The organism is Massilia phyllosphaerae (assembly GCF_034659755.1).
GTDB classification, from domain to species: Bacteria; Pseudomonadota; Gammaproteobacteria; order Burkholderiales; family Burkholderiaceae_D; genus Telluria; species Telluria phyllosphaerae.
Genome location: NZ_JAXSQX010000004.1, coordinates 500,798 through 525,711 on the forward strand (window position 1 = coordinate 500,798; position 24,914 = coordinate 525,711).

A 24,914-nucleotide genomic window follows, 5' to 3' on the forward strand; every position below is an offset into this window, starting at 1 on the left:
CTCAGCTGCAGCAAGACGTATCGCGGTAGAAGCTCTTGGCCCTTGAGTAGCGCAGTTAGCTGCTTGCTTAGTTGCTCTGTCCGTTCGAAAGAGGATCTTCTGATTTCCTTACCATCCTGTACACCGTTCACAACGTCGAACATGTAGCGTTCCAGTTGCTCGAAAACTGGACGAATCTCTTCAATACTTCCCGACATAGACATCCTCAAGCTGAAATGATTAACGACCGCTTATGGCCGAAAGCGGCCTGAGCGAATAGACCGCGCCCAATGAAAAATTGGCTTGCGATATTGTCGAATGCCTCAAAGCTGCTCCTTCTGCTTCACGATCGGATCCCGTGTATGGGTCCACCCGCTCATCAGCGAATACCCCACCGCCAGCAGCGTCGGCCCGATGAACAGGCCGACGAAGCCGAACGCGATCACGCCGCCCAGCACGCCCAGTAAAGTCAGCAGGAACGGCAGGCTCGATCCGCGGCTGATCAGCATCGGCCGCACTACGTTGTCGACGCCGCTGATCACGAAGAAGCCCCATATCAGCATGAACACGCCCCAGCCGGTACTGCCCTCGTAGAACAGCCAGAGCGCCGCCCCGCCCCAGATCACCGGCGGCCCGAGCGGGATCAGCGAGGACACGAACACCAGTACCGACAGCAGGAGGATCGCCGGCACCCCGGCGATGGCGAAGCCGAGCGCCGCCACCAGGCCCTGGGCCAGCGCAGTGCCGAGCAGGCCGTACATGACGCCGCGCACGGTCTGGCTGACGATGGCGCTGACCGCTTCGGCTTCCTCGCCCATGATGCGGCGGGTGGCGGCGGCGATGACGGCGTTCAGGGCGGCGCCGTCGCGGTAGAAGAAGAAGCTGACGAAGGCGGCAAGGCTCAGCTGCACGACGCCGGTGCCGAGCATCAGGCCGCCGGCCAGCAGCGCGCGGCGCGCCGGTTCGACCAGGCGCTGGGCCAGCTCCATCATGCTGTCGCGGCTGGCGACCAGCTGGCGCAGGTAGGCGTCGATCTGCTCGCCGAGCAGCGGGATGTCGCGCACCCATTGCGGCGGCAGCAGTTCGCCGTGGTTGAGCGCGGCCCTGACCTGCTCGAAGGCGCCGGCGATGTTATCGGCCAGGTTCCAGGCGACCAGCGCCAGCGGGATGATCACCAGCAGCGTCAAGCTCAGCGTCATGGTGAGGGCGGCCGGCGTGCGGCGCCCGCGCATGTGCTGCAGCAGCCTGAGATACAGGGGCCAGGACGAGATGACGACGGCGGCCGCGAACAGGATCGCGGCCAGGAAGGGGCGCAGCACGTACAGGCAGCCGAGCGTCAGCAGCAGGATGGCGGCGGCGCGGGCGTAGTTGCGTCCCTGGCCAGGGTTCGGTCTTGGGTCCATGCGGCGCGGATCGTTCCGATCGATGCGCCGGATGGCGCCCTGTCAGGATAATAACTGACGAATGTCGTGGACGATAGGATCGGCGCCGCCGGCATGGCGGATGAACAGGCGCGGCCGGCCTTCGCGGTCGAACACGTAGCTGCCGGCGGTGTGGTCGATGGTGTAGCTGCCGGGCTCCTTGCCCGGTACCTTGGCGTAGAACACCTTGAAGTCCTTGGCCACCTTGGCCGTCTGGTCGGGCGTGCCGCGCAGGCCGATGAAGCGTTTATCAAAGGCCGGCACGTAGGACGCCAGCAGTTCCTGGGTGTCGCGCTCGGGGTCGAGGGTGACGAACAGGACCTGCACCTGATCGGCCTGCGGCCCCAGTTTCTGCATTACGCCGGCCATCTCGGCCATCGTGGTCGGGCACACGTCCGGACACTGGGTGTAGCCGAAGAACATGAGCACCACCTTGCCCTTGAAGTCGGCCAGGGTGCGCGGCTTGCCGGTGTGGTCGGTCAGCGTGAAGTTCTTGGCGTAGTCGATGCCGGTGATGTCGGTGTTCTGGAAGCCCTGCTGCGCGGCCGAGGCGGCCGCCTTCCCCGGCGGCTTGCCCGGCATCTTGTCGCACGCAGTCAGGGAGACACCGAGGGCAGCGGCGATCAGCAAGGCAGGCAGCAGTTTTTTCATGTCAGAAGCTCAGGTACTGTTTGAGGTAGTGGTCGACCAGCAGCGCCGCGAACAGCAGCGACAGGTAGACGATGGACCAGGCAAAGGCCTTGCGCGCGATCTGGTCGCTGTAATGCTTGTGGATCAGCCAGCCGTAGCGCAGGAACACGGCATTCAGCGCGACCGCCGCCGCCAGGTAGAACAGGCCGCTCATGCCCACCGCGAACGGCAGCAGCGTGCAGGCGGCCAGCGCGATCGAGTACAGCCAGACCTGCAGGCCGGTGTAGGCCATGCCGTGCGTGACCGGCATCATCGGCAGGCCGGAGCGCACGTAGTCGTCGCGCCGGTACATCGCCAGCGCCCAGAAGTGCGGCGGGGTCCAGACGAAGATGATCAGGACCAGCAGCCAGGCTTCCATCGGCACCTCGCCCGCGACCGCGGCCCAGCCCAGCGCCGGCGGCATGGCGCCGGACAGGCCGCCGATGACGATGTTCTGCGGCGTATTCGGCTTGAGCAGGATCGTGTAGATCAGCGCATAGCCGACGAAGGTGACGAAGGTCAGCCACATCGTCAGCGGGTTGACCATGGTGTACAGCACGCCCATGCCGAGGCCGCCGATGATGGCGGAGAAGATCAGGGTCTGGGTGGTGCTGAGTTCCCCCATGGCGGTGGCGCGGCGCGCGGTGCGCGCCATGCGGGCGTCGATCTCGGCTTCGATCAGGCAATTGACGGCGAAGGCGGCGCCGGCCAGCAGCCAGATGCCGATCGTGCCCCAGACCAGCACGTGCCAGCCCGGAAAGCCGTCGGTGGCCAGGAACATGCCGATCACGGCGCAGAAGACGGCCAACTGGGTGACGCGCGGCTTGGTCAGCGCCCAGTACTGTGCGATCCGGTTGGGTGGTTTGTGGGTGGCGGTCTGGGTAATCATGAATGGCTCGCAGGCGCCGGGGTCTGTCTTCGGGACAAGCGGGGCGCCAGGTCGAGTTGATGCTGTACCTTGTAGTTTAACATGGTCACCAGCAGGACGAGGAGCGCTGCCCCGGCGTTGTGCAACACGGCGATCACCAGCGGGAAATTCAGGAATACGGTGGCGATGCCGGTCAGCGCCTGGGCGATCACGACCAGCACGAGGTTGCGCGCGGTCTTGTGCAGGCCGGGGATGCGCCAGGCGCGCCAGGCCGTGAAGCACAGCACCAGCACCACGACGGCCGCGAAATTGCGGTGCACCCAGTGGATCGCGGTCAGGGCCGCGAACGGGATGTAGTGGCCGGCGGCGGTCTTGCCGAGTTCGCGCCAGAGCGTGAAGCCGTGTTTGAAGTCCATCTCCGGCACCAGCTGGCCATTACACAGCGGGAAATCGTTGCAGGCCAGCGTGGCGTAATTGGTGCTGACCCAGCCGCCCAGCGCCAGCTGCACCAGCAGCACCGCACCCGACAGCCAGGCCAGCGGACGCAGGCGGCGCAGCGCCTGCAGTGCGCGCGGGTCGGCGGCGGCCGGCGGCGCCAGCAGCTTGTCTTCGCGGCCCCCGAGCCAGACCGCCATCGCCAGCATGGTCATGCCGAACAGCAGGTGCAGGGTGACGATCACCGGCTGCAGCTTCAGGGTCACGGTCCAGGCGCCGAATGCGCCTTGCACGCAGACCCACAGCAGCAGCAGCGTCGGCAGTCCCGGACCATGGATCGGACCATGAGTGGGCAGATGCGCCGCCCTGCCCTTGCGCGCGCGCGCCCACTGGCGCCAGGACGCCGCTACCAGCACGATGATCAGGAAGCCGATGCCCATCGCCAGGAAGCGGTGGATCATCTCGATCCAGGCTTTCATCTTCGTCACCGGGCCTGTCGGCATCAGCGCTTCGGCGGCGGCGATGTGCGTGTGCGCCAGGAAGGGATTGGCTTCGCCGTAGCAGCCCGGCCAGTCCGGGCAGCCGAGGCCCGAATCGGTAAGGCGCGTGAAACCGCCGAACACGATCAGGTCGAAGGTGATGAAGGCGATCACCCAGGCCAGCTTGCGGTACTTGTTGACGCCGGTCGCGGTCCAGACGAGGGCCAGCGGTACCGAGGCCGCCAGGAAGCCGGTCAGCGCCAGCAATACGAAATTGGATACTTGCATGTTGCTTGTTACAGTGAGTGACTCAGCCGACGGCGGATGCCTTCAGCAGTTTATAGATATCCTTGTACACCTTGCGCGGCTCGGGATTCGCCGGGAAGCGCATCATGAGGTGGCCGAGCGGGTCGATCATGTAGATGTGGCGGTCGGTACTGTCGCCGGCGTCGACCGGCAGCCAGGCCTTTACCGCGGCAGAATCGGCTTCACTCGCGGCACGCAGCATGTGGGTGCCGTCGAATTCGCGGATGACGATGGTGTCGAGCGGCTCGCGGTCGAGGATCAGCCAGACGCGCTCGACACGGTCCATCTCCTTGCCCTGCATCAGGCGCAGCTGGCGCATCGTGAACAGCTGCTGCTGGCAGGCCTGGACGCAGGCGCCGGACCCGGTCATCAGCATCACCCACTTGCCCTTGAACCCCTGCAGCGGCATCGGGCGGCCATCGAGCGTGGTGGTGGCCATGCCTGGTAGCGGATGGGCGCGCTGGTCGAGCAGCGTGCCGTAGTTGTTGCGCCGTTCCGGCTTGACCACGTAATAGGCGAAGTAGGACGCGATCAGCGGCGCGGCGCACACCAGCAGCACCAGCCACAGCATCCGGCGCCCGCGTTTCGTCCGTTCAGCGGGCGGATTGCGTGCCAGGTTCGGTTCCACTTTTGCTTCCACGTCGGTACCCCGTTATCACAAAAAATCCAAAGGCCATGGCGGCCAGCGCATACCACTGGAAGGCATAGCCCTTGTGGCGGTCGACGTCGATGCCCGGCCCCGGCCACTTGCGTACCAGGGGGTCGCCGGCCGGGTTCGGCCCGGTCTGCTCCAGCAGGAAAGGCTGCAAGGACCGGCCGCTGGCACGCGCAAAGCCGTCGACTTCCAGGTTCTGCACGATGGCGCCGGGCGCCACCGCCGGCGGCGTCCCCAGCTGCATCACGCGCGCCGGATGCAGCACCGCGACGCCTTCGATGGTGACGGTGCCGGCCGGCGTGTCGAACTTGGGCATGTGCGCGTAGGCGGCCGGATCGCGCGCCAGCCAGCCGCGCGCCACCAGCACCTGCCGGCGCGAACCCGCTATTGTAAACGGCATCAGCAAAACGAACCCGCTGCGGCCGTCCTGCGGACGATTGTCGAGGAATACCGGCCAGTTGGGGTCGAATCGGCCGGTCACAATGACACGCCGGTATTCGATGGCCGCCGGATCCTGCAGCGCCTCGCCCAGCACCAGCGGCGGCGCGGCCGTGCGCTGCGCCAGCCTTTGCTGGAGGGCGGATTTTTCGGCGGCGCGGCGCGTCTGCCAGTTGCCAAGTGCGATACCGAGGGCCACCAGCACCAGCATCGCCAGGAAGGGAATCGTCCTAAAACGGAAGCGCAATCGCATTACAATTAAATCTTGATAATTCCATATCAGGGCTCGCCATGAAGATCGTCGTCGCCGTCGCTTTCGCGCTCATCATCGGCAGCCTGGCCTCTGCCCTGTTCTTCCTCATGCGCGACAAGGGACGCAGCAACCGCACGGTGCAAGCGCTGGCGATGCGGGTGGGGTTGTCGATTACGCTGTTTTTACTGGTGCTGTTTTCGTACAAGATGGGGTGGATTCAGCCGACTGGGTTGCGATAAGGCCCGCGCCCCTAGAACGTCGTTCCCGCGAAGGCGGGAACCCAAGTTTGCTCGCGTTTCAATAGCCCACGCAAAACTTGGATCCCCGCCTGCGCGGGAGTCATTTCCGGCAGTGCCGGGAATGACGTTCATCTGTTCGCGGTCCCTTTCAATGCTGTGCTTCTATTCAAAGCCAGTACACGACGACATAAAGCCCCAGCCACACCACATCCACAAAGTGCCAGTACCAAGCCGCCCCTTCGAACCCGAAGTGATTCTCGGCCGTGAAATGCCCGCGCAGCACCCGGTACAGCACCACCGACAGCATGATCGCCCCCATGGTCACGTGGAAGCCGTGGAAGCCGGTCAGCATGAAGAAGGTCGAGCCGTAGATGCCGGAAGTGAGTTTCAGGTTCAGCTCGGTGTAGGCATGGTGGTACTCGTAGGCCTGGAAGCCCATGAAGACGGCACCCAGCAGGATGGTGCAGAACAGCCAGAACGCGGTCTTGCTGCGATGGCCGAGGCGCAGGGCGTGGTGGGCGATGGTCAGCGTCACGCCCGAGGTCAGTAGCAGCGCGGTGTTGATGGTCGGTATCGGGAACGGACCCATGGTGTTGAAGCCTTCCACGGTGCCGGCCGGGCCGACGTTGCCCCAGTGGCCGGCGAAGTCGGGCCAGATCACCTTGTGGTCGAGGTCGGACAGCCAGGGCATGCTCACCGCGCGCGCATAGAACAGCGCGCCGAAGAAGGCGCCGAAGAACATCACTTCCGAGAAGATGAACCAGCTCATCGACCAGCGGTAGGACAAATCGATGCGCGCGCTGTACTTGCCGGATTCCGATTCGCCGATGGCGTCGCCGAACCAGAAATACAGCACCACCAGCATCGCCAGGATGCCGGCGCCGCACACGCCCGGCCCCCAGCCGGCGCCGTTGACCCAGCCCGAGGCGCCGGCCATCGTGGTCAGCATCGAGATGCCGGCGATCATCGGCCAGCGCGAGGGACCGGGGACGAAGTAATAAGGCGCGCTGTGCCCAGCGCCATGTGCCGCGCTGTTGACCGTGCCGGGCGCCGCGCTGTGTGTGGCATTCTGTGGCGAACTCATCCTGCTCTCCTCCATCAAACCTGTTGATATTGTCGAATCCTGTTTTGTTCAAGCCCTGGCGACGGCCAGCCGCACCACCAGCATCAGGATGCCGATGAACACCAGCACCCCGACCAGGCCGCCCACGATCACGTAGACCGGGTTCAGGTTGGCCGCGTCGTGTTCGTAATCCTTGCGCTTGCGTACGCCGAAAAAGGACCAGAACACCGCCTTCATCGTGGCGCCGAACGATGCCGGGCGCCGCTCTCCATCGTCCATCGTTCCGGTTCCGTCCTCTATTCCTTGTTTGCCGTCTTTTGCGCCGCCACCGCCCCGCCGATCTCGAAGAAGGTGTACGACAGCGTGATGTTCTTCACTTCGCGCGGCAGCGCCGGGTCGATGAAGAATACCACCGGCATCTGGCGCGCCTCGTTCGGTCCCAGCACCTGCTCCTGGAAGCAAAAACACTCGACCTTCTTAAAATGCGGCATGGCCGATTGCGGCGCATAGCTCGGGATGGCTTGCGCCTTGACCGTGCGCGCCTGCGTGTTCACGACTTCGTACACCACCGTCGTCATCTCGCCCGGATGCACGTCGACGCTGCGCTGGGTCGGGCGGAAGCGCCACGGTCCCTGGGCATTGCCGTCCAGCTCGACGGTGACGGTGCGCGCCAGGTCGACCTGGGTGTTCACCGGTGCCGCCACGGTGCCGTCCTTCTGCGTCAGCACGTTGATGCCGAGCGCCTCGCACACCTGGCGGTAGACCGGCACCAGCGCATAGGCGAAGCCGAACATGACGACGGCGATCACCACCAGCTTGAGCAGCACGGTGCGGTTGAGAACGCGTTCATCCTGGCCGGCGTGGGCATGCATGCGTATCAGCCCAGCCAGAGCCGCTTGACGAACAGCAGCACGAAGAAGAACAGCGCCAGCCCACCCACCCAGAAGGCGGTACGCAGGTTCCTTTTGCGGTCGATCATGCCGGCCTCCTTACTCGGTTGCTCACTTCACCAGCGGCGGATTCTCGAAGGTGTGGAACGGCGCCGGGCTCGGCACGGTCCACTCCAGCCCTTCGGCGCCTTCCCACGGCTTGGCCTCGGCCTGCTGGCCGCCGCGAATAGTCGGCAGCACCACGAAAAACAGGAAGTACACCTGGCTCAGGCCGAAACCGAAGGCGCCGATCGACACCACCATGTTCCAGTCGGTGAACACGCCGTTGTAGTCGGCATAGCGGCGCGGCATGCCGGACAGGCCCAGGAAGTGCATCGGGAAGAAGGTGATGTTGAACCAGATCAGCGAGTTCCAGAAATGGATCTTGCCGCGCAGTTCCGGGTACATGTGACCGGTCCATTTCGGCGCCCAGTAATAGAAGCCGGCAAACAGCGCGAACAGCGAGCCGGCCACCAGCACATAGTGGAAGTGGGCCACCACGTAATAAGTGTCCTGCACCTGGATGTCGATCGGGGTCACGGCCAGGATCAGGCCGGTGAAGCCGCCCATCGTGAACACGAAGATGAAGCCGACCGCGAACAGCATCGGCGTCTCGAAGGTCATTGAGCCCTTCCACATCGTCGCCACCCAGTTGAACACCTTCACGCCGGTCGGCACCGCGATCAGCATGGTGGCGTACATGAAGAACAGCTGGCTGGTCACCGGCATGCCGGTGGTGAACATGTGGTGGGCCCAGACGATGAAGGAGAGGATCGCGATCGAGGCGGTCGCGTACACCATCGAGGCGTAGCCGAACAGCGGCTTGCGGGCAAAGGCCGGGATGATCTGCGAGATGATGCCGAAGGCCGGCAGGATCATGATGTAGACCTCGGGGTGGCCGAAGAACCAGAAGATGTGCTGGTACATGACCGGGTCGCCGCCGCCGGCGGCGTTGAAGAAGGAGGTGCCGAAGTGGCGGTCGGTCAGGGTCATGGTGATGGCGCCGGCCAGCACCGGCATCACGGCGATCAGGAGGTAGGCGGTGATCAGCCAGGTCCAGCAGAACATCGGCATCTTCATCAGCGTCAGGCCGGGCGCGCGCATGTTGAGGATGGTGACGATGATGTTGATCGAGCCCATGATCGACGAGGCACCCATGATGTGCAGGGCAAAGATCGCCATGTCCATGCCCGGGCCCATCTGCGTGGACAGCGGCGCATACAGGGTCCAGCCGGCCGCGGTGGCGCCGCCCGGTGCGAAGAAGGAGCCGGCCAGCAGCAGCGCCGCCGGCGGCAGCAGCCAGAACGAGAAGTTGTTCATGCGCGCGAACGCCATGTCCGAGGCCCCGATCTGCAGCGGGATCATCCAGTTGGCGAAGCCGACGAAGGCCGGCATGATCGCGCCGAACACCATCACCACGCCGTGCATGGTGGTGAGCTGGTTGAAGAATTCGGGACGGAAGAACTGCAGCCCAGGCTGGAACAGCTCGGTGCGGATCATCAGGGCCAGCACGCCGCCCGAGAGCAGCATGACGAAGGCGAACCACAGGTACAGGGTTCCGATGTCCTTGTGGTTGGTGGCGAACAGCCAGCGGCGGTAGCCGTGCGGATGATCGTGGGCGTGGTCGTGCTGGTCGTGGCCGTGTTCGTGTGCGTGGTCGATGGTGCTGGAAGTCATGTCAGTGTCCTAAACGATCTGAACTTCGTGAGAATCTCAAAAAACCTGCTGCGCGTTGCATTGTGGACCGGGCCGCGTAGGCTGCGATGCTCGCTGTACATCCGTACAGCTGCGCGTCTCGGCCAACACTGCTGCCGCTCGCTACGGTTTTTTCGAGATTCCCTTACGAGCCACCTCCGGTACAGCAAGGTGACCCTGTCTCCTTGAATCCAAACTCTTTTGATTACTTGCCGCGTGCCGCCAGCACCTCGGCCGGTTGTACGATATTCTCCTCGGCCTTGTTCGTCCAGTTATTACGCGTGTAGGTGATCACCGAGGCGATGTCGGTATCGGACAGCTGCTTCCAGGCCGGCATCGCGCTCGGGTACTTGCCGCTGTGCTTGCCGTTCAGCAGGACGGCGATCTGTTCCGCCTTGTGGCCGAGCACCACCGGCGAACCGACCAGCGAGGCAAACGCGTTCGGCACGCCCTGGCCGCCGGCCTGGTGGCAGGCCACGCAATTGGCCGCGTAGACCTTTTCGCCCTTGGTCTTGAGTTCGTCGATGGTCCAGACCTTGTTGGGGTCGTCGGCCAGCGCCGCCATCCGTTTCTTCTCGCCGCTGACCCAGGCCGAGTAGTCGGCCGCCGACATCACTTCGACGACGATCGGCATGAAAGCGTGCTCCTTGCCGCACAGTTCGACGCAATTGCCGCGGTAGGTGCCGACCTTTTCGGCGCGGAACCAGGTGTCGCGCACGAAGCCGGGAATCGCATCCTGCTTGACCGCGAAGGCGGGAATCGTCCACGAGTGAATGACGTCGTTGGCGGTCAGTACCAGGCGCACCTTCTTGTTCACCGGCACGCGCACCGGATTGTCGACTTCGAGCAGGTAGTTGTCGGTGCGCTGGGCAGTCGGCGCCACGCCCGGTTCGCCAACCTGGGTGCGCGGAGTGGCCAGGTTGGACAGGAAGGAAATGCCCTCGCCCTCGCCTTTCAGGTAGTCGTAACCCCATTTCCACTGCATGCCGGTGACCTTGATAGTGAGATCAGGGTTCGAGGTGTCCTTCATGGCGACCACGGCGTGGGTGGCGGGCAGCGCCATGCCGATCACGATCAGGAACGGGATGACGGTCCAGGCGATTTCGACGGTGGTGGATTCGTGGAAGGTGGCTGCCTTGTGGCCGCGCGATTTGCGGTGCTTGAACACCGAGTAGAACATGACACCGAACACGCCGAGGAAGATGATCAGGCAGACGATGAGCATCCAGTTGTGCAGGCTGTAGATGTATTCGCCAATGCCCGTGACCGGCGGCTGCATGCCGAACTGGAGTTCCACCGGCCGCCCGGTGACCTCGGGTTCGGGCCGCGCCAGGGCCCAGGCCGGCAGGCTGGCCGCAAGCGCAAGACCGGACATCGACACTGTGAATCGCTTTGCATAAGTCATGTCGTCTCCAACCACCTAAAAAAATTTATTGAATTTTCTTAAAACGGTCAGCAATTCCATGAACGAACTGCCGCCGCTCCGAAATCCTTTAGGCAAGCGGCCACTCCACAGGCCGTGCTCGCTTGACTTGCCATGCTTGCAACCAGTTCGACTCGTCGCGTTTATGCTTAAATTTTTAGCGCGTTGACCTTGCCAGTCGAAAAAAGTGTCATTGATTATATCTAAATGGCTAATTTTTATTCAAGGAAAATTACCTCCCCGGCATGGGATGCGCCTGCACGGCTATTCAGGCCTTGGCGGCCGGTTCTGTGGCTGAAAACGCACGATCGATTCCCCGGCCGCCGTTGTTTTCGGCGCCGGACGGAAAGCGTGGCCATAGATGACCTCGAACGTCAGGCCAAGCTTGCCGTCGCTGCGGCGTCCGGCCTCGAGTGCATCCAGCATGCGCTGCCAGGCCGCCCGTCCGACCAGGCCGCGCCGGCGCGTGGCCAGCGGATTGCCGCCGAAGGCGCGCACGTCGGCCAGCAGCGCCCCGGCGCTGTCGTAGGTGACCGTGATCTTTTCCATGTCCATCACCGGCGTCGTGAAACCGGCCTCCACCAGCTGGTCGCCGAAATCGTGCATGTCGACGAAAGGCAGCGTGTGCGGCGTCTCGTCCATCGCGGCGAAGGCGGCGCGCAGCTCGATGAAGGTGTCCGGGCCAAAATTGGAAAACATCAGCAGGCCATCCACGCGCAGCACGCGGCGCCATTCCTGGAACACGCGATCGGGCTGGGAATGCCAGTGCAAGGCCAGGTTGGACCAGACGAGGTCGACCGAGTTCGGCCCCAGCGGCAGCTGGCCGAAGTCGCCAGCGACCAAATCAATACCGGCTTTGGCCGGCAGCAAACGGCTGAGGAATGAGCGCGGCGACTGGGTCGCGCCGGACGCCGCCGCCAGCATGGCCGGCACCGCATCCAGGCCCAGCACCTGGGCCGCAGGATATTGTTTTTGCAGTTGGGCGATGTCGACGCCGCTGCCGCAACCGGCGTCCAGCACGCGCTGCGGCGCGGTCTTGACCAGCGACAGGCGGTCGAACATGCGCGAAGCGATCTCGCGGCGCAGGAAATCCGAGGCCGCGATACGTGCCGGATCGGCGAACAGCTGGCGCACGCGCGCCATATCGATCGGCGCGCTCATCTTGGAAGGAGTTTGGGGTGAAGCCATGGTCGACTGCAGTCAAATGAGATAATGGCGGCAGTGTACCTGTTTGTCGACAAACAAGCCGATGACTGATCGCCCGGGCCTGACACTGAGTTGCCATTGCGTTGTCACTGAGTTTGCCACTGAGTTGCCAATGAGTTTCCCATTATTGCTGCGCCGCCTGCCGATGGCGGTCGTGTGGCATTTGCTGCCGTCCACCTGCGCGCTGTGCGGCGACGGCTGCGACGGCGTGGTGTGCCCGCCCTGCTGCGCCCAGTTCGCGCCGCCGCGCGGCGCCTGCTGCGCGCGCTGTGCGAATCCGCTGCCGGCGTCATCGCCCGCGCCTGCATCGTGGCCCCCGCGCATGCGGGGGGCCATGCCGCGCGTGGAAAGGCAGGAAGTGGACAGTTCATGGGCGACAGAACCGATCTGCGGCAGCTGCCTGGCGGACCCGCCCGCTTTCGACGCCACCGTCGCCGCGGTCGAGTACGCGGCCCCGCTCGACCAGCTGGTGCTTCAGCTGAAATTCGGCGCGCGCCTGCCGCTGGCGCCCTGGTTCGCCGAGCGCCTGCGCGACGCCGTGTTGGCACGTCCCGGCATGGCGCTACCGGATGTGCTGTGTCCTGTTCCGCTGGGCCGCCGGCGGCTGGTGGAACGCGGCTTCAACCAGGCCCTCGAAATCGCGCGCCCGCTGGCGGCCTCGCTCGGGGTAGCATTGCACCCCAAGCTGGCCGAGCGGACCACGGAAACGACGGCCCAGTCCGGCGTCACGCCGGCCGAGCGCGCCGGCAACGTGCGCGGCGCCTTTGCGGTGGCCGACCCCGACCGCGTCGCCGGGCGCCACGTCGGCCTGGTCGACGACGTCATGACCAGCGGCCATACGCTGGCCGAACTGGCGGCGACGTTCAAGCGTTTCGGCGCGGCGCAGGTGACGAATTTCGTGTTCGCGCGCACGCCACCCCATTCAATATAATGGGGCCTCGAAAACCGTAGCGAGCGGCGGCAGTTCCGGCCGAGAAGCGCAGCTGTACGGACGTACAGCGAGCATCGCAAGGCTCGGCGCCCCCGCCGGAAATGCAACGCGCAGTAGGTTCGCGAGGTCCCATAAGGAGAAGATGTGTTTCACGTAGTACTAGTCGAACCGGAAATTCCGCCCAACACGGGCAATATCATCCGCCTGTGCGCCAACACCGGCGCGCAACTGCACCTGATCGAGCCGCTCGGCTTTCCGCTGGACGACGCCAAGATGCGCCGCGCCGGCCTCGACTACCACGATTACGCGACCATGAAGGTGCACAAGAACTGGGACGCCTTCCTGGCGGACGCCAAGCCGGACACGACCCGCATGTTCGCCATGACCACCCACGGCTCCTCGCCCTTCGGCGATGCGGCCTTCCGTCCGGGCGACGTGTTCGTGTTCGGTGCCGAGTCGCGCGGCCTGGACCCGGTCTTGCGTGAATCCTTTCCGCCGGCGCAGCGCATCCGTCTGCCGATGATGCCGGGCAATCGCAGCCTGAACCTGTCGAACACGGTGGCGGTGGTGGTGTACGAAGCCTGGCGCCAGAACGGCTACGCGGGCGGCGCCTGAACAGGTAACTGCTCAGTGACAGCTCAGGGACAGCTTTGCTGCATCATCTGCAGCTGCTCCTCGCGCGCTTCCTGCGAAATGTTCGGCAAGGCCTGTTCGGCGATCGCCTGCCGCTCCTGCGGCGTGCGCGCCCCCATCAGCTTCCGGTTCAGCTCGCACATCCCGTACCAGCTGCCGGTACCCGCCCGTTCTCCCGCACCGGACGCAGTGGCCGCGCCCGCGCTGCTCGATCCGGCGCTGGCGCCCGCGCCGCGAATGGGCATGGGCCGCTTCTGGCTGGCCATGTCCGGCTGCGAGGTTTGGCAGGCCGTGAGCAGGCCGGCAAGCATGAGAAAGATAAGTTTCATGTAACGTTAGACTGCGTGAACCCCGGGCCGGTTCCGCGCAGCGCCACGCTGCGCTAGTCCGCCAGCGCCAGCGGCAATCGCACCTCGGCCACGAAACGGTCGCCCTGCAGCCCGGCCTGCAGCGAGGCCGACGGATGCATCAGGCGCAGCCGGTCGCGCGTATTCGCCAGGCCCAGGCCGGCGCCCGGATTGGCCGGCGTGCCGGGGCCGGCCGGATTGGCGACGCGGATGCACAAGGTATCGCCGTCGCGCTTGAAGGCCAGGCGGATGTCGCCCGGCCCCTCGCGGCAGTCGAGGTCGTGGCGCAGCGCGTTTTCGATCAAGGGCTGCAGCAGCAGCGACGGACAGGCCACCTGCTCCAGCAGCTCGCTGACGCCGTCGATATGGACGCGCAGGCGCTCGCCGTAGCGCAGGCGCTGCAAGTCGAGGTAATCGCGCACGAAGGCCAGCTCGTCGGCGACGGTAGCGGTGTTGCGCACGCTGGCCGTGAGCGCATAGCGCAGCAGGTCGCTCAGGCGCCCGATGCCGCCCAGCGCCAGCGTCTTGTCGCCGTCGCGCACCAGCGCGCTGATCGCGTTCAGCGCATTGAACAGGAAGTGCGGCTCGAGCTGCGCGCGCAGCGCCAGCAAGCGCTGCTCTTCGAGCGCCAGGCGCAGGCCGAGCATGTCGGTCTGCGAGCGCTGCCAGGCCAGCTCGCGCGCCCGCGCCTGGCGCCCGTAGTGGATGGCCAGGATGGCGGCAAAGGTGCCGGTGGTCGAGAACCAGCCGACCAGCAGCATCTTCATCAGCAGCTGCCGCAGCTCGCCGGCGCTGTCGATCGGCAGGTAGCCGCGCAGCCAGGCCATGTACAGCCACTGGGCCGGCTGGAACACCAGCACCAGGCCAAAGAACAATCCCACCACGTTGCGGGGCCGTTCGAGCAGGACCGGCCAACGCGTCAGCGCCAGGCTCAGGCCCGCGCTGAGGACGATCAGCGGCACCGCGTATTCGAGGAACCATTTCACGAACAGCGACGGATAGTGGCTGGCGGCGCCGCCGCGCAGGTTGTCGCTGTAGGTCTGCAGTGCGCCGAGGGCCGTGATGGCCGTCCACAGCAGCACCGTGACGGCGATGGTCCGGACTGCGGGCTTGAGGGTAGGCAGGGGGCGATTCATTGCCAAAAGTATAGCAGTGGCCGTCAGGGCCGGGACGGTGGCTTGCCCTGAGGCCGTCACGTGGAAGCGGCGTTTCGTCACGCTGCGGCGTGCCCGTCCTGTTTACTAAAAAAACGTAAACTGCGCCGTTTTTCGGCCGCTGACGCAATCCGGATTGCGGAATATGGTTAACTCTTTTCCCGAGCGCGCCAGCCACGCGCGGATTGCTGCGGCCCTGCCATGTCGCCGCAGCGCATTGTCAGGTCCCAGAGCCCATCCACATGAAAAAAATCTTCTCGCCCATCGCGCACCTGCTTGCGTATGCGCTGCTCCTTTGCATGGTGTCCGCGCCCGCATCGGCGGCGCCCAACGCGGCCGCGCCGATCAACGTCGCAAGCTACAACCTGCGCTACAACAATCCCGGCGATGGCCCGAATGCCTGGCCTGCCCGCAAGGACATGGTCAAGGCGCTGATCCGCTATCACGAGTTCGACATCTTCGGCACCCAGGAAGGCCTGGCCGGTCAGATCGCCGATCTGGCGCAGATGGACGACTACGAGCACGTCGGCGTCGGCCGCGACGACGGCAAGGACGCCGGCGAACATTCCGCGATCTTCTTCCGCAAAAGCCGTTTCGCGCTGCTGGGCAAGGGCGATTTCTGGCTCAGCGAAACCCCGGATCGCCCCTCGTTCGGCTGGGACGCCAAGTGCTGCCACCGCATCGCCTCGTGGGCGCGCCTGCGCGACCGCAGCACGGCACGCGTGTTCTACGTGTTCTCGGTCCATTTCGACCACGAAGGCGAACAGGCGCGCCGCGAGTCGGCCGACCTGATGCTGCGCAAGATCGCCGCGATCACGCGCGGCGAACCGGTTATTTGCGTGGGCGATTTCAATTCGACGCCGGACACCGTGCAGATCCAGACCATGTCGACAAGCTTGCGCGACGCGGCCCGGGTCAGCAAGACGCCGCCGTACGGCCCGCAAGGCACCTTCAACGGCTTCCAGCTAGATGCGCCGATGCTCGATCGCATCGACTACATCTTCGTCGACGGCCGTTTCGACGTTCTCAAATACGCGGTCCTGAGCGATACGGTCGACCGCCGCTATCCGTCCGACCACGATCCGGTCGTGGCGCGCGTCGTCCTCAAATAAGGTGCGGCGCGCCGGGATCATCGATCGGCAAGGCGTGACAAAGCACGCATTTTCAGCCGCCCTGCTCTGGTAGCCTGACGGCTTCCGGATCCGACCCGAAGGGAAATGTATGAAGTTCGTAGTCCAGGCCGCGATGGGCCTGTCGCTGGTGTTCGCCGCCCCCGCATTCGCCGCGCCCGCCGCCGCTTCCGCCCCTGCCGCACAGGCTGCGGCCTCCGGTCCCGCACACGTGAAAGCCGTGCAGGACCTGCTCGGCGCGATGCAGGTCGAGAAGGTACTGAAGGGCGTCGCCGCGCGCAGCCGCTACGCGAACGACGCGCAGCGGCAAGCGGTGTACGCCAAGATCGACAGGACGCCGCCCGCGGAGGTCTACCAGCGCCTGGCGCCGCAAGTGGCGCCCTTCATTTCGGCCGACACCGCGACCGAGATGACGCGTTTCTATAACACGCCCTATGGCAAGCAGGTCATCCACAGGAAATACAACGGCAGCTCGCAGATCATGATGCCTGGCATGACGGCGGCCGTGCCGCCGGAAGAAAAGAAGGAGCACAAGCGCGCCGCCTATGTCCAGGCAAGCAAGGAGCTGGCGGCTGCGGAGCCGATGATCGACCGCGAAGCGTTCAAGCTGCTGCAGAAGATCGACAAGGAAAAGCGTTGAATACCGCCGCGCACGCATGTCGGGACCGCATGCCTGCCGCAACCAACAAGTCCGTCACAGCGACCACCGCCAATCCGCCCAACGGCGTCTTGTTCGGGTAGACAAGGTCGTGCTTTGGGACAGATCGACCGTCGACGATCGGACCCATCCATTTTTCCAGACTACAAATATGCCTACACATCGTACAGCTATCGCTTTGGCAGCCATGAGCTTTTCCTTGGCCGCCTGTCAACCCAAGCCCCCCGCGCCGCATCCCGACGGTGCCGCCGGCACCGCAACCTCATCGGCAGCACCGACTAGCGGGGGGAGCGTCGCGTCCTCCGGCAGCGATGCGCCCCCACGCAACGCGCAGTTTGATCTCGAAAAAATCCCGCTCAGTCATGCTGCGCTGCCGCCTTTCCCTTATCTGGCGTATCCCCCTGGCCTTGATCCATCGATGTTCTTCACGAAAAAGGCCAACTTCGACTCGCTCTACGTCGTCACCGGGAAGCAACTCAGGAAAGTCGAAGGCCGTGTCGAAACGCACCAGTTTTACCTGAGCGATGTGACGATGAGCGAAGCGGAAGCGCGGCGTAATTATGAAAACCTGATTACGCGGATGGGCGGCGTGAAGGTCAACGATGCGACCCCCTCCGAACTTGCGCCCGGCCTGGCCGATGTGACGGCGGCGAACGAAGAGAAAACCCGATTCCCGGGCGGGACGATGACGTATGACGCGTATCTGGTGCGCAAACCCGATCAACTGATCTGGATCGTTTTGATGGCCAACGAAAGCAGCGTCACTACCCTCGTGGTGGCGGACCAGGCCTTCAAGCAGACGATTGCCTTTGTCACGGCCGATACCATGCAAAGCCAACTGACTTCGGCCGGCCATGTCGCCCTGTATATCAACTTCGATACCGACAAGGCCACGATTCGTCCCGACGCCAAGCCCGCCATGGACGAAATCGTCAAGCTCCTGGAACAGAACCCTGCTTTGAAGCTGACCATCGAGGGCCACACGGACAATGTTGGCGACTCGGCGCATAACAAAGCCCTGTCGCAGCAGCGGGCGGATGCCGTGATGGCCGCACTCATTACCGCTGGCATCTCCAAAGAGCGCCTCGGTGCGGCGGGCTTCGGCGATACCAAGCCGGTGACCGATAACAAGGACGACGCAGGGCGCGCCAAAAACCGGCGTGTCGAACTGGTCAAGCGTGCTTGAGGTGTAGGGTGCCTATCTAACTTGGGTCGATCACTGTCTGCAGAACGTGTTGGCGCCGCCGGCGCGGCTCAGCCGAACTGGCGGATTTTGGCGACCAGCTTGCTGGTCGAGCGGTCATGCTGGAAGTCGATCGCGACTGCCTTGCCGCCCTGGGCGATGACTTCCTTCCCTTCCGGGATGGCGTCCATCACGTAGTCGCCGCCCTTGGCGTAGATGTCGGGGCGGGCTTCCTGCACCACTTCGAGGGCCGTGTCTTCGTCGAATTCGACCACCAGGCTGACCGATTCGAGTGCGGCCAGCACCGCCATGCGGTCGAGCATGGTGTTCAGCGGGCGGTCGTCGCCCTTGCCGAGGCGCTTGACCGAGGCGTCGGTGTTGACGGCGACGACCAGCGAGGCGCCGAGTTCGCGGGCCTGGGCGAGATAAGTGACGTGGCCGCGGTGCAGGATGTCGAAGACGCCGTTGGTGAGGACCACGGGTTTCGGCAGTTGGGCGATGCGGTCCTTGAGGGTGGCGCGGGTGGTGAGTTTTTGTTCGAAGGTGGGCATGAGTTTTGTTTCGGGAGCAGGTCTGCCGGCGTCGCGTTTGTCTGATGCCGAACTTGGGTCCCCGCCTTCGCGGGGACGACGTTTACGGGGTGCGGGGCGCAAGATGCCTCGCGGTCCGTCGATTTTAACTTGCCCCCGGCGCCCCCGGCTCCGGTTCTTCCTCGACCAGCATCGACAGCTCGGCCGGCTTCGACGCGGCAGCGCCCTCCGCCGGCGCCTTGCGGTCGCCCGAGAGCTTGATCTGCAGGCGCAGGCCGTTGGCGGAGTCGGCGTTGCGCAGGGCTTCCTCGTAGCTGATGTAGCCCTTGTTATACAACTCGTACAGCGCCTGGTCGAAGGTGCACATGCCGAGTTCGCGCGACTTGGCCATGATTTCCTTGATGCCGTGGAAGTTCCCTTTGAAAATCAACTCGCTGATGGTCGGGGTGTTCAGCAGGATCTCGATGGCGGCCTTGCGGCCCTTGCCGTCCTCGGTGCGCACCAGGCGCTGCGAGACGATGGCGCGCAGGTTCGACGACAAGTCCATCAGCAACTGGTTCCTTCTCTCTTCCGGGAAGAAGTTGATGATGCGGTCCATGGTCTGGTTGGCATTGTTCGCGTGCAGCGTGCCCAGGCACAGGTGGCCGGTTTCGGCGAAGGCGATCGCGTGTTCCATCGTTTCAGTGTCGCGGATCTCGCCGATCAGGATCACGTCCGGCGCCTGGCGCAGCGTGTTCTTCAGTGCGTTGTGCCAGGAATGGGTGTCGACGCCGACCTCGCGGTGCGTGATCAGGCAGTTCTTGTTCTTGTGGACGTATTCGACCGGGTCCTCGACCGTGATGATGTGGCCGGCCGAGTTGGCGTTGCGGTAGTCGATCATCGCCGCCAGCGTGGTCGACTTGCCGGAGCCGGTGCCGCCGACGACCAGCACCAGGCCGCGCTTGGTCATGACGACGTCCTTCAGCACTTCGGGCAGGTCGAGCTTCTCGAAATTCGGGATTTCCGATGCGATCGTGCGCACCACCATGCCGACGCTCTGCTGCTGCACGTAGACGTTGACGCGAAAACGACAGACGCCTGGCAGCGAAATGGCAAAATTGCATTCCATCTGGGCTTCAAATTCGGCGCGCTGGCGCTCGTTCATCAGCGACAGGGCCAGCGCGCGCGTCACGTCGCCGCTCAGGCGCTGGTTGCTCAGGGGCTTCATCGCGCCCTGGTATTTCATGCTGGGCGGGAAATCGGCGGAAATGAACAAATCGGAACCGCCCTGCTGGTGCATGACGGCCAGCAGCTTGTGCATATAGGCCTGGGCTTCGGCCGGCCCGAAGGTCGAGGACATGATGGATACCTTTATGGCAACAAATAAATTCCACCCAGCAACATTACTGGCCCGGCCATTATATCGACTGCTTTAACGGTAAAATACCTTGATGTACCTGTAGTGCGGCAAATGTGTCGTCCCCAACACGTTTTCCCGTATTCCGACCCGATACGTCCATGACCCTGACCGAACTGAAATACATCGTTGCCGTTGCCCGTGCCAAGCACTTCGGCCATGCCGCCGAAGCCTGTTTCGTTGCCCAGCCAACCCTGTCCGTCGCCATCAAGAAGCTGGAGGACGAGCTCGGCGTGACGCTGTTCGAGCGCGGCGGATCGGAAGTGTCCGTCACCCCGCTGGGCGCCCAGATCGTGGCGCAGGCCGAGCGCGTGCTCGAACAAACCGCCGCCATCAAGGAGCTGGCCAAGCAGAACAAGGACCCGCTGTCGGGCCCGCTGCGCCTGGGCGTGATCTACACGGTCGGCCCCTACCTGCTGCCGCCGCTGGTGAAAAACCTCATCGACAACGTGCCGCAGATGCCGCTGGTGCTGCAGGAGAACTTCACCGTCAAGCTGCTCGACCTGCTGCGCCAGGGCGAACTGGACGCCGCCATCATGGCGCTGCCGCTGCCGGAACACGGGATGTCGGTGCAGGCGCTGTACGACGAACCCTTCGTGGTGGCGATGCCGACCGCGCACCCTTGGGCTGGCCGCGACGAGATCTCGGCCGAAGACCTGAAGAGCGAGACCATGCTGCTGCTCGGCACCGGCCACTGCTTCCGCGACCAGGTGCTGGAAGTCTGCCCCGAGATGGCGCGCTTCTCGTCCAACCCGAACAACGGCATGCAACGCGCCTTCGAGGGTTCGTCGCTGGAGACGATCCGCCACATGGTCGCCAGCGGCATCGGCCTGACCGTGCTGCCGCGCGCCTCGGTGCCGAGCATGAAGGACCCGAACGGCCTGCTGACCTTCGTCCCCTTCAAGGAACCGGCGCCGTCGCGCCGCGTGGTGATCGTCTGGCGCAAGAGCTTTACGCGCAAGGCAGCGATCGATGCGGTGGTGAATGCGGTGGCCGACTGCGGGTTGCCGGGGGTGGAGATGGTCAAGTTGCAGGCTGCGGCTTGATAACACGAACGCTCGTAACCTGAGTACCGCCACTAGCCTTAACACGTCGCCCCTGCGCAGGCAGGGGTCCAATTCTGCCCGCGTTATCGATACGCGTACAACTTGGACCCCTGCCTTCGCAGGGGCGACGTAGCTGGCTTCGCCCAGCGAAGCCAGCTACGTCAGCTACGTCAGATACAATTCGGCTTTGCAATTTTTTCACGCCGAATCCGCCCATGAACAAGCTGGCGCTCTACTTCCGCCTGATCCGTGCCGACAAACCGATCGGCATCCTCCTGCTGTTGTGGCCCACCCTGTGGGCCTTGTGGATGGCGTCCGGCGGCCATCCCGACCCGATGGTCGTCGTGATCTTCGTGCTCGGCACCGCCCTCATGCGCTCCGCTGGCTGCGCCATCAACGACTACGCCGACCGCGACTTCGACCGCCACGTCAAGCGCACCGTCGACCGTCCGCTGACCAGCGGCCGCATCAAGAGCTGGGAAGCGGTCATGGTCGCGGCGGTGCTGGCGCTGGTGTCCTTCCTGCTGATCCTGCCGCTGAATGCGCTGACCAAGCAGCTGTCCGTGGTGGCGGTGATCGTGGCCGGCAGCTACCCCTATTTCAAGCGCTTCTTCGCGATTCCCCAGGCCTACCTCGGCATCGCCTTCGGCTTCGGCATTCCGATGGCCTTTGCCGCCGTGCAGAACACGGTGCCGGCGGTCGCCTGGTGGCTGCTGGTGGCGAATGTCTTCTGGGCCGTGGCCTACGACACCGAATACGCGATGGTCGACCGCGACGACGACATCAAGATCGGCATGCGCACCTCGGCCATCACCTTCGGCAAATATGATGTGTTCGCGGTCATGCTGTGCTACACGGTGGCGCTCGGCATCGATCTGGTGTGCGGCTGGATGCTCGGGCTGCGTGGGTGGTTCGTGGCCGGCGTCGTCGTGGCGGCCGGCATGGCGCTCTACCACTACACGCTGATCCGCGGCCGCGACCGCATGCGCTGCTTTGCCGCCTTCCGCCATAACAACTGGCTGGGGGCCGCACTGTTCGTTGGCGTCGCACTGGATTATGCTTTACGATAACATTGTCCGAAACACAAACAATGAAGAGGCTTCCACCATGATCGAAAAAATCCCGACCCAATCCGGTACCCGCGACCAACTGCTGTCCGACCTGAAATCCTTCGTCCAGGACGCCGAAGCCTGGCTGCGCAACAGCGGCCAGCTGACCGGCGACGAACTGAAGGCGGCCAAGGCCAAGTTCGAGCGTACCGTCGTCAAGGCCAAGGATGACATTATCCGCATCGAAGAAGCCGCCGTCGAAAAAGCCAAGGTCGCCTACAAGGCCACCGACGAGTACGTGCACGAAAACCCGTGGCAAGCCGTCGGTGTCGGCATCGCCGTCGGCGCCCTGATCGGCCTGCTGCTCGGCCGTAAGTAATGGGCATCCTGGCGGCTGCGGGCCGCATCGCCGCGAACGTGGTCGCCATGATCGGCACCCGGCTCGAGCTGGCTGCCGTCGAATTCCAGGAAGACGCGCGGCGCCTGCTCGGCTACCTCGCGTGGACGCTGCTGGCGGTCTTCCTCGCGGGTGGGGCCTTCATGCTGGTGGCGCTGTTCGTCATCGTGCTGTTCTGGGACGACTACCGCCTGCAGGCGATCGGCGGCATGGCGGTCCTGTTCGCGGCCGTGGCAGGCCTGATCGTGATGAAGGTGAAGTCCGGGCTGAACAACCAGGCAACCCCGTTCTCGACCACGCTGGCCGAACTGCGCAACGACGTCGCCTACATCCGCGGCCACGCCGCTGCCGTGCAACCCACGCCCGAGGAGGCCACCCATGGCTGATGCAAGCACCAAGCCCACGCTGGCCGAACGCCGCCGTCAACTGGTCGAACGCTGTGCCGAGCAGCGCACCGGCCTCGCCTTCGAGCTGCAGGCGCTGCGCCCTTCCGCCATCATCGACAATCCGGTGGCCGGCTACGTCGCCAGCCATCGCAAGCTGGTGCTGGGCGGCCTGGCCGCCGTGATCGGCCTGGCCTTTACCCGCAAGAAGCGCCTCGGCGGCATCGTCGCCTCGGCGATGTCGGCCTGGCGCGTGGCGCAGGCGGCGCTGGCCACGCTGGCGCATTACCGCCGCTGATCGTCTTTCCTGAGCATCTGGTCCCGGGCCGCCGCGCGGCTCGGGCGCCTATTTACCAGCTTATTTCCCCAATTCGTCGCCCAGCTCGCGTCCGCGCGCCTGCGCCGCCTTCATCGCCTCGATGATTGCCTGTTTCACACCGGCCCCTTCCATGCTGGTGATGGCCGCGTGCGTGGTGCCGCCCTTCGAGGTCACGCGCTGGCGCAGCACGGCGAGTTCTTCGTCGGACTGCGCGGCCAGACGGGCCGCGCCCATGAAGGTGGCCAGCGCCAGCTGCTTGCCTTCCTCTGGCGCCAGTCCCATCTCGGTGGCGGCCTGCTGCATCGCTTCCAGGAAGTAGAACACGTAGGCCGGACCGCTGCCCGACACCGCCGTCACCGCGTCGATCTGGCTCTCGTCGTCCAGCCACAGCGTGTCGCCGACCGCGCGCATGACTTCGTCGGCGAGTTCCTTCTGGTCCGCGCTCACGTCCGCCATCGCCACCATGCCGGTGATGCCCTTCTTGATCAGCGCCGGCGTGTTCGGCATCGCGCGCACGATGGCGCCATAGCCGTCCAGCCAGCGCGACAGGTCCGCGCTGCGGATGCCGGCCGCGATCGACAGCAGCAGCGGCTGCCCGGTCAAGTGCGGCTGCAGCTGGGCGGCCACCTCGCGCATCTGCTGCGGCTTCACGGCCAGCACGATGACGCTGCTGGCAGACACCGCGTCGCCGATGGCGGACGCCGTGTCCACGCCGTACTGGGTGTGCAGCTTGTTCAGGGCCTCCGGGTTCGGATCGACGACGTGGATGTCGCCGGGTTGCGGTACCTTGCCGACCAGGCCGGCGATGAGCGCGGTGGCCATGTTGCCGCCGCCGATGAAACTGATCTTCATGAGATGTCCTGTCTGTTTATTCGTAAGTGCGCGAACCGAAGATCGCGCTGCCGACGCGCACGATGGTCGAGCCTTCCAGCAGCGCCGCGCGCAGGTCGCCCGACATGCCCATCGACAGCGTGTCGATGAAGATGCCGGCATCGATGACCTCCTGGGCCAGCGCGCGCAGCTTCGCAAACGGCACGCGCTGCAGTTCCGGATCGTCTTCCGGCTCGGGGATGGCCATCAGGCCGCGCAGGCGCAGGTTGGGGAGCTGGGACACCTCGCGCGCCAGCGCCAGCAGTTCGGAGGGATGGGCGCCGCTCTTGGTCGCTTCGCCGCTGATGTTCACCTGCAGACAGATATTCAGCGGGCCGCGCTCGGCGGGACGCTGCTCGGACAGGCGCTGGGCGATCTTCAGGCGCTCGACCGTGTGCACCCAGTCGAAATGGGTCGCGATCGGACGCGTCTTGTTGGACTGGATCGGCCCGATGAAATGCCATTCCAGGGGTGTATCGGGTCGCGCTTTTGCGACAGCCGCGATTTTATCGACGCCTTCCTGCAAATAATTTTCGCCGAAGGCGCGCTGGCCGGCATCGACCGCTTCCAGCACCGCTTCAGGGGGAAACGTCTTGGAAACGGCCAGCAGCTGGACGGTGGAACGGGACCGCGCGGCGGCCTGGCAGGCGGTCTGGATTGTCGCTTCGACAGCTTGCAAGTTCCCGGCGATTGTGGACATAATGGTTTTCTACAGGAAATATTTCTCAGATACATGCGGCGCCAAAGGGGCCTCGCAAACCGTAGCGAGCGGAAGGAGTTTCGTCCGAGAAGCGCAGCCGTACTTACGGTACGGCGAGCATCGCAGGGCG

29 protein-coding genes are annotated in these 24,914 nt (G+C 64.6%); 11 read left to right on the top strand and 18 right to left on the bottom strand.

From position 1 onward, the window contains the following. Positions 1-302: 302 nt before the first annotated feature. Genes U1H99_RS18025 through U1H99_RS18050 form a run of 6 tightly spaced genes read right to left on the bottom strand, consistent with a single transcriptional unit; the run spans position 303 to position 5,503 of the window. A complete protein-coding gene (locus U1H99_RS18025) occupies positions 303-1,382 on the bottom strand; it encodes an AI-2E family transporter (RefSeq protein ID WP_323143087.1) in 1,080 nt (359 codons plus the stop codon). Between the two features lie 42 nt (positions 1,383-1,424). Further along, a complete protein-coding gene (locus tag U1H99_RS18030; RefSeq protein ID WP_323143088.1) occupies positions 1,425-2,051 on the bottom strand; it encodes an SCO family protein in 627 nt (208 codons plus the stop codon). Between the two features lies 1 nt (position 2,052). After that, complete coding sequence (gene cyoE, locus U1H99_RS18035; protein WP_323143089.1) at positions 2,053-2,958, bottom strand: heme o synthase; 906 nt, start codon at positions 2,956-2,958, stop codon at positions 2,053-2,055. Then, the gene (locus tag U1H99_RS18040) at positions 2,955-4,139 is read right to left on the bottom strand and encodes a COX15/CtaA family protein (RefSeq protein WP_323143090.1); all 1,185 of its coding nucleotides are present in this window, start codon (positions 4,137-4,139) and stop codon (positions 2,955-2,957) included. The genes cyoE and U1H99_RS18040 overlap by 4 nt, the downstream gene beginning before the upstream one ends. Positions 4,140-4,161: 22 nt before the next feature. After that, positions 4,162-4,785 carry an SCO family protein gene (locus tag U1H99_RS18045; protein ID WP_375341628.1) on the bottom strand — a complete coding sequence of 208 codons (624 nt, stop codon included), beginning with the start codon at positions 4,783-4,785 and terminating at the stop codon, positions 4,162-4,164. Further along, a complete protein-coding gene (locus U1H99_RS18050; RefSeq protein WP_323143091.1) occupies positions 4,751-5,503 on the bottom strand; it encodes an SURF1 family protein in 753 nt (250 codons plus the stop codon). Before U1H99_RS18050 ends, U1H99_RS18045 begins: the two co-directional genes overlap by 35 nt. A 38-nt stretch (positions 5,504-5,541) precedes the next feature. Between U1H99_RS18050 and U1H99_RS18055 the strand changes: the two genes are divergently transcribed. After that, positions 5,542-5,742 (top strand): twin transmembrane helix small protein, encoded by a 201-nt coding sequence (locus tag U1H99_RS18055; protein WP_323143092.1) that lies wholly within the window; start codon positions 5,542-5,544, stop codon positions 5,740-5,742. Positions 5,743-5,908: 166 nt separating this feature from the next. On the opposite strand, the gene U1H99_RS18060 is transcribed toward U1H99_RS18055, so the two are convergent. The 6 genes from U1H99_RS18060 to U1H99_RS18085 form a co-directional block, all read right to left on the bottom strand. Next, positions 5,909-6,826, bottom strand: a complete 918-nt coding sequence (locus tag U1H99_RS18060; RefSeq protein WP_323143093.1) for a cytochrome c oxidase subunit 3 — start codon at positions 6,824-6,826, stop codon at positions 5,909-5,911. 48 nt (positions 6,827-6,874) lie between these two features. Beyond that, positions 6,875-7,084 (bottom strand): DUF2970 domain-containing protein, encoded by a 210-nt coding sequence (locus U1H99_RS18065; RefSeq protein ID WP_323143094.1) that lies wholly within the window; start codon positions 7,082-7,084, stop codon positions 6,875-6,877. A 17-nt stretch (positions 7,085-7,101) separates the two neighbouring features. Further along, a complete protein-coding gene (locus tag U1H99_RS18070) occupies positions 7,102-7,677 on the bottom strand; it encodes a cytochrome c oxidase assembly protein (protein WP_323143095.1) in 576 nt (191 codons plus the stop codon). Between the two features lie 129 nt (positions 7,678-7,806). Continuing rightward, positions 7,807-9,411, bottom strand: coding sequence for a cytochrome c oxidase subunit I (gene ctaD, locus U1H99_RS18075; RefSeq protein ID WP_323143096.1), 1,605 nt, complete (start codon positions 9,409-9,411; stop codon positions 7,807-7,809). Between the two features lie 223 nt (positions 9,412-9,634). Then, complete coding sequence (gene coxB, locus U1H99_RS18080; protein WP_323143097.1) at positions 9,635-10,834, bottom strand: cytochrome c oxidase subunit II; 1,200 nt, start codon at positions 10,832-10,834, stop codon at positions 9,635-9,637. Positions 10,835-11,116: 282 nt separating this feature from the next. Next, entirely contained in the window at positions 11,117-12,040 is a 924-nt protein-coding gene (locus tag U1H99_RS18085; protein WP_323143098.1) for a methyltransferase domain-containing protein, read from the bottom strand. Between the two features lie 130 nt (positions 12,041-12,170). Here U1H99_RS18085 and U1H99_RS18090 point away from each other — a divergent pair, with 130 nt between their 5' ends. Both U1H99_RS18090 and trmL read left to right on the top strand, forming a co-directional pair. After that, positions 12,171-12,989: a ComFC family protein gene (locus tag U1H99_RS18090; RefSeq protein WP_323143099.1), complete on the top strand. Its 819-nt coding sequence runs from the start codon at positions 12,171-12,173 to the stop codon at positions 12,987-12,989. Positions 12,990-13,133: 144 nt separating this feature from the next. Then, complete coding sequence (trmL, locus tag U1H99_RS18095; RefSeq protein ID WP_323143100.1) at positions 13,134-13,604, top strand: tRNA (uridine(34)/cytosine(34)/5-carboxymethylaminomethyluridine(34)-2'-O)-methyltransferase TrmL; 471 nt, start codon at positions 13,134-13,136, stop codon at positions 13,602-13,604. Positions 13,605-13,627: 23 nt separating this feature from the next. On the opposite strand, the gene U1H99_RS18100 is transcribed toward trmL, so the two are convergent. Then, on the bottom strand, positions 13,628-13,951 hold the full coding sequence (locus tag U1H99_RS18100) for a hypothetical protein (RefSeq protein ID WP_323143101.1): 324 nt from the start codon (positions 13,949-13,951) through the stop codon (positions 13,628-13,630). Between the two features lie 53 nt (positions 13,952-14,004). Beyond that, on the bottom strand, positions 14,005-15,105 hold the full coding sequence (locus U1H99_RS18105) for a sensor histidine kinase (protein ID WP_323143102.1): 1,101 nt from the start codon (positions 15,103-15,105) through the stop codon (positions 14,005-14,007). A gap of 260 nt (positions 15,106-15,365) precedes the next feature. Here U1H99_RS18105 and U1H99_RS18110 point away from each other — a divergent pair, with 260 nt between their 5' ends. The 3 genes from U1H99_RS18110 to U1H99_RS18120 all read left to right on the top strand — a co-directional run bounded on the left by U1H99_RS18110 (position 15,366) and on the right by U1H99_RS18120 (position 18,097). Continuing rightward, positions 15,366-16,235: an endonuclease/exonuclease/phosphatase family protein gene (locus U1H99_RS18110; protein WP_323143103.1), complete on the top strand. Its 870-nt coding sequence runs from the start codon at positions 15,366-15,368 to the stop codon at positions 16,233-16,235. A gap of 109 nt (positions 16,236-16,344) precedes the next feature. After that, positions 16,345-16,893: a hypothetical protein gene (locus U1H99_RS18115; RefSeq protein WP_323143104.1), complete on the top strand. Its 549-nt coding sequence runs from the start codon at positions 16,345-16,347 to the stop codon at positions 16,891-16,893. A 205-nt stretch (positions 16,894-17,098) separates the two neighbouring features. Further along, complete coding sequence (locus tag U1H99_RS18120; protein ID WP_323143105.1) at positions 17,099-18,097, top strand: OmpA family protein; 999 nt, start codon at positions 17,099-17,101, stop codon at positions 18,095-18,097. Between the two features lie 68 nt (positions 18,098-18,165). On the opposite strand, the gene rfaE2 is transcribed toward U1H99_RS18120, so the two are convergent. Continuing rightward, positions 18,166-18,645, bottom strand: coding sequence for a D-glycero-beta-D-manno-heptose 1-phosphate adenylyltransferase (gene rfaE2 / locus U1H99_RS18125; protein ID WP_323143106.1), 480 nt, complete (start codon positions 18,643-18,645; stop codon positions 18,166-18,168). Positions 18,646-18,769: 124 nt separating this feature from the next. After that, complete coding sequence (locus U1H99_RS18130; RefSeq protein ID WP_323143107.1) at positions 18,770-19,963, bottom strand: PilT/PilU family type 4a pilus ATPase; 1,194 nt, start codon at positions 19,961-19,963, stop codon at positions 18,770-18,772. A 158-nt stretch (positions 19,964-20,121) separates the two neighbouring features. On the opposite strand from U1H99_RS18130, the gene U1H99_RS18135 reads away from it, so the two are divergent. From U1H99_RS18135 to U1H99_RS18155, 5 genes are all read left to right on the top strand, one after another. Continuing rightward, a complete protein-coding gene (locus tag U1H99_RS18135) occupies positions 20,122-21,066 on the top strand; it encodes a hydrogen peroxide-inducible genes activator (protein ID WP_323143108.1) in 945 nt (314 codons plus the stop codon). 215 nt (positions 21,067-21,281) lie between these two features. Further along, a complete protein-coding gene (ubiA, locus tag U1H99_RS18140; RefSeq protein WP_323143109.1) occupies positions 21,282-22,136 on the top strand; it encodes a 4-hydroxybenzoate octaprenyltransferase in 855 nt (284 codons plus the stop codon). Between the two features lie 37 nt (positions 22,137-22,173). Beyond that, positions 22,174-22,494, top strand: a complete 321-nt coding sequence (locus U1H99_RS18145; RefSeq protein ID WP_323143110.1) for an ElaB/YgaM/YqjD family protein — start codon at positions 22,174-22,176, stop codon at positions 22,492-22,494. Continuing rightward, complete coding sequence (locus U1H99_RS18150) at positions 22,494-22,898, top strand: phage holin family protein (RefSeq protein ID WP_323143111.1); 405 nt, start codon at positions 22,494-22,496, stop codon at positions 22,896-22,898. Before U1H99_RS18145 ends, U1H99_RS18150 begins: the two co-directional genes overlap by 1 nt. Beyond that, positions 22,891-23,193: a hypothetical protein gene (locus tag U1H99_RS18155; RefSeq protein WP_323143112.1), complete on the top strand. Its 303-nt coding sequence runs from the start codon at positions 22,891-22,893 to the stop codon at positions 23,191-23,193. Before U1H99_RS18150 ends, U1H99_RS18155 begins: the two co-directional genes overlap by 8 nt. A gap of 60 nt (positions 23,194-23,253) precedes the next feature. On the opposite strand, the gene proC is transcribed toward U1H99_RS18155, so the two are convergent. Further along, a complete protein-coding gene (gene proC, locus U1H99_RS18160) occupies positions 23,254-24,066 on the bottom strand; it encodes a pyrroline-5-carboxylate reductase (RefSeq protein WP_323143113.1) in 813 nt (270 codons plus the stop codon). Positions 24,067-24,082: 16 nt separating this feature from the next. Beyond that, positions 24,083-24,784: a YggS family pyridoxal phosphate-dependent enzyme gene (locus tag U1H99_RS18165; RefSeq protein ID WP_323143114.1), complete on the bottom strand. Its 702-nt coding sequence runs from the start codon at positions 24,782-24,784 to the stop codon at positions 24,083-24,085. Positions 24,785-24,914 lie beyond the last annotated feature (130 nt).

What these genes read in the sequence shown, in the direction of transcription:
- U1H99_RS18025 (WP_323143087.1), bottom strand. Translation starts at nt 1,382, where the DNA reads ATGGACCCAAGACCGAACCCTGGCCAGGGACGCAACTACGCCCGCGCC.
- U1H99_RS18030 (WP_323143088.1), bottom strand. Translation starts at nt 2,051, where the DNA reads ATGAAAAAACTGCTGCCTGCCTTGCTGATCGCCGCTGCCCTCGGTGTC.
- cyoE (WP_323143089.1), bottom strand. Translation starts at nt 2,958, where the DNA reads ATGATTACCCAGACCGCCACCCACAAACCACCCAACCGGATCGCACAG.
- U1H99_RS18040 (WP_323143090.1), bottom strand. Translation starts at nt 4,139, where the DNA reads ATGCAAGTATCCAATTTCGTATTGCTGGCGCTGACCGGCTTCCTGGCG.
- U1H99_RS18050 (WP_323143091.1), bottom strand. Translation starts at nt 5,503, where the DNA reads ATGCGATTGCGCTTCCGTTTTAGGACGATTCCCTTCCTGGCGATGCTG.
- U1H99_RS18055 (WP_323143092.1), top strand. Translation starts at nt 5,542, where the DNA reads ATGAAGATCGTCGTCGCCGTCGCTTTCGCGCTCATCATCGGCAGCCTG.
- U1H99_RS18060 (WP_323143093.1), bottom strand. Translation starts at nt 6,826, where the DNA reads ATGAGTTCGCCACAGAATGCCACACACAGCGCGGCGCCCGGCACGGTC.
- U1H99_RS18065 (WP_323143094.1), bottom strand. Translation starts at nt 7,084, where the DNA reads ATGGACGATGGAGAGCGGCGCCCGGCATCGTTCGGCGCCACGATGAAG.
- U1H99_RS18070 (WP_323143095.1), bottom strand. Translation starts at nt 7,677, where the DNA reads ATGCATGCCCACGCCGGCCAGGATGAACGCGTTCTCAACCGCACCGTG.
- ctaD (WP_323143096.1), bottom strand. Translation starts at nt 9,411, where the DNA reads ATGACTTCCAGCACCATCGACCACGCACACGAACACGGCCACGACCAG.
- coxB (WP_323143097.1), bottom strand. Translation starts at nt 10,834, where the DNA reads ATGACTTATGCAAAGCGATTCACAGTGTCGATGTCCGGTCTTGCGCTT.
- U1H99_RS18085 (WP_323143098.1), bottom strand. Translation starts at nt 12,040, where the DNA reads ATGGCTTCACCCCAAACTCCTTCCAAGATGAGCGCGCCGATCGATATG.
- U1H99_RS18090 (WP_323143099.1), top strand. Translation starts at nt 12,171, where the DNA reads ATGAGTTTCCCATTATTGCTGCGCCGCCTGCCGATGGCGGTCGTGTGG.
- U1H99_RS18100 (WP_323143101.1), bottom strand. Translation starts at nt 13,951, where the DNA reads ATGAAACTTATCTTTCTCATGCTTGCCGGCCTGCTCACGGCCTGCCAA.
- U1H99_RS18105 (WP_323143102.1), bottom strand. Translation starts at nt 15,105, where the DNA reads ATGAATCGCCCCCTGCCTACCCTCAAGCCCGCAGTCCGGACCATCGCC.
- U1H99_RS18110 (WP_323143103.1), top strand. Translation starts at nt 15,366, where the DNA reads ATGAAAAAAATCTTCTCGCCCATCGCGCACCTGCTTGCGTATGCGCTG.
- U1H99_RS18115 (WP_323143104.1), top strand. Translation starts at nt 16,345, where the DNA reads ATGAAGTTCGTAGTCCAGGCCGCGATGGGCCTGTCGCTGGTGTTCGCC.
- U1H99_RS18120 (WP_323143105.1), top strand. Translation starts at nt 17,099, where the DNA reads ATGAGCTTTTCCTTGGCCGCCTGTCAACCCAAGCCCCCCGCGCCGCAT.
- rfaE2 (WP_323143106.1), bottom strand. Translation starts at nt 18,645, where the DNA reads ATGCCCACCTTCGAACAAAAACTCACCACCCGCGCCACCCTCAAGGAC.
- U1H99_RS18130 (WP_323143107.1), bottom strand. Translation starts at nt 19,963, where the DNA reads ATGTCCTCGACCTTCGGGCCGGCCGAAGCCCAGGCCTATATGCACAAG.
- U1H99_RS18135 (WP_323143108.1), top strand. Translation starts at nt 20,122, where the DNA reads ATGACCCTGACCGAACTGAAATACATCGTTGCCGTTGCCCGTGCCAAG.
- ubiA (WP_323143109.1), top strand. Translation starts at nt 21,282, where the DNA reads ATGAACAAGCTGGCGCTCTACTTCCGCCTGATCCGTGCCGACAAACCG.
- U1H99_RS18145 (WP_323143110.1), top strand. Translation starts at nt 22,174, where the DNA reads ATGATCGAAAAAATCCCGACCCAATCCGGTACCCGCGACCAACTGCTG.
- U1H99_RS18150 (WP_323143111.1), top strand. Translation starts at nt 22,494, where the DNA reads ATGGGCATCCTGGCGGCTGCGGGCCGCATCGCCGCGAACGTGGTCGCC.
- U1H99_RS18155 (WP_323143112.1), top strand. Translation starts at nt 22,891, where the DNA reads ATGGCTGATGCAAGCACCAAGCCCACGCTGGCCGAACGCCGCCGTCAA.
- proC (WP_323143113.1), bottom strand. Translation starts at nt 24,066, where the DNA reads ATGAAGATCAGTTTCATCGGCGGCGGCAACATGGCCACCGCGCTCATC.
- U1H99_RS18165 (WP_323143114.1), bottom strand. Translation starts at nt 24,784, where the DNA reads ATGTCCACAATCGCCGGGAACTTGCAAGCTGTCGAAGCGACAATCCAG.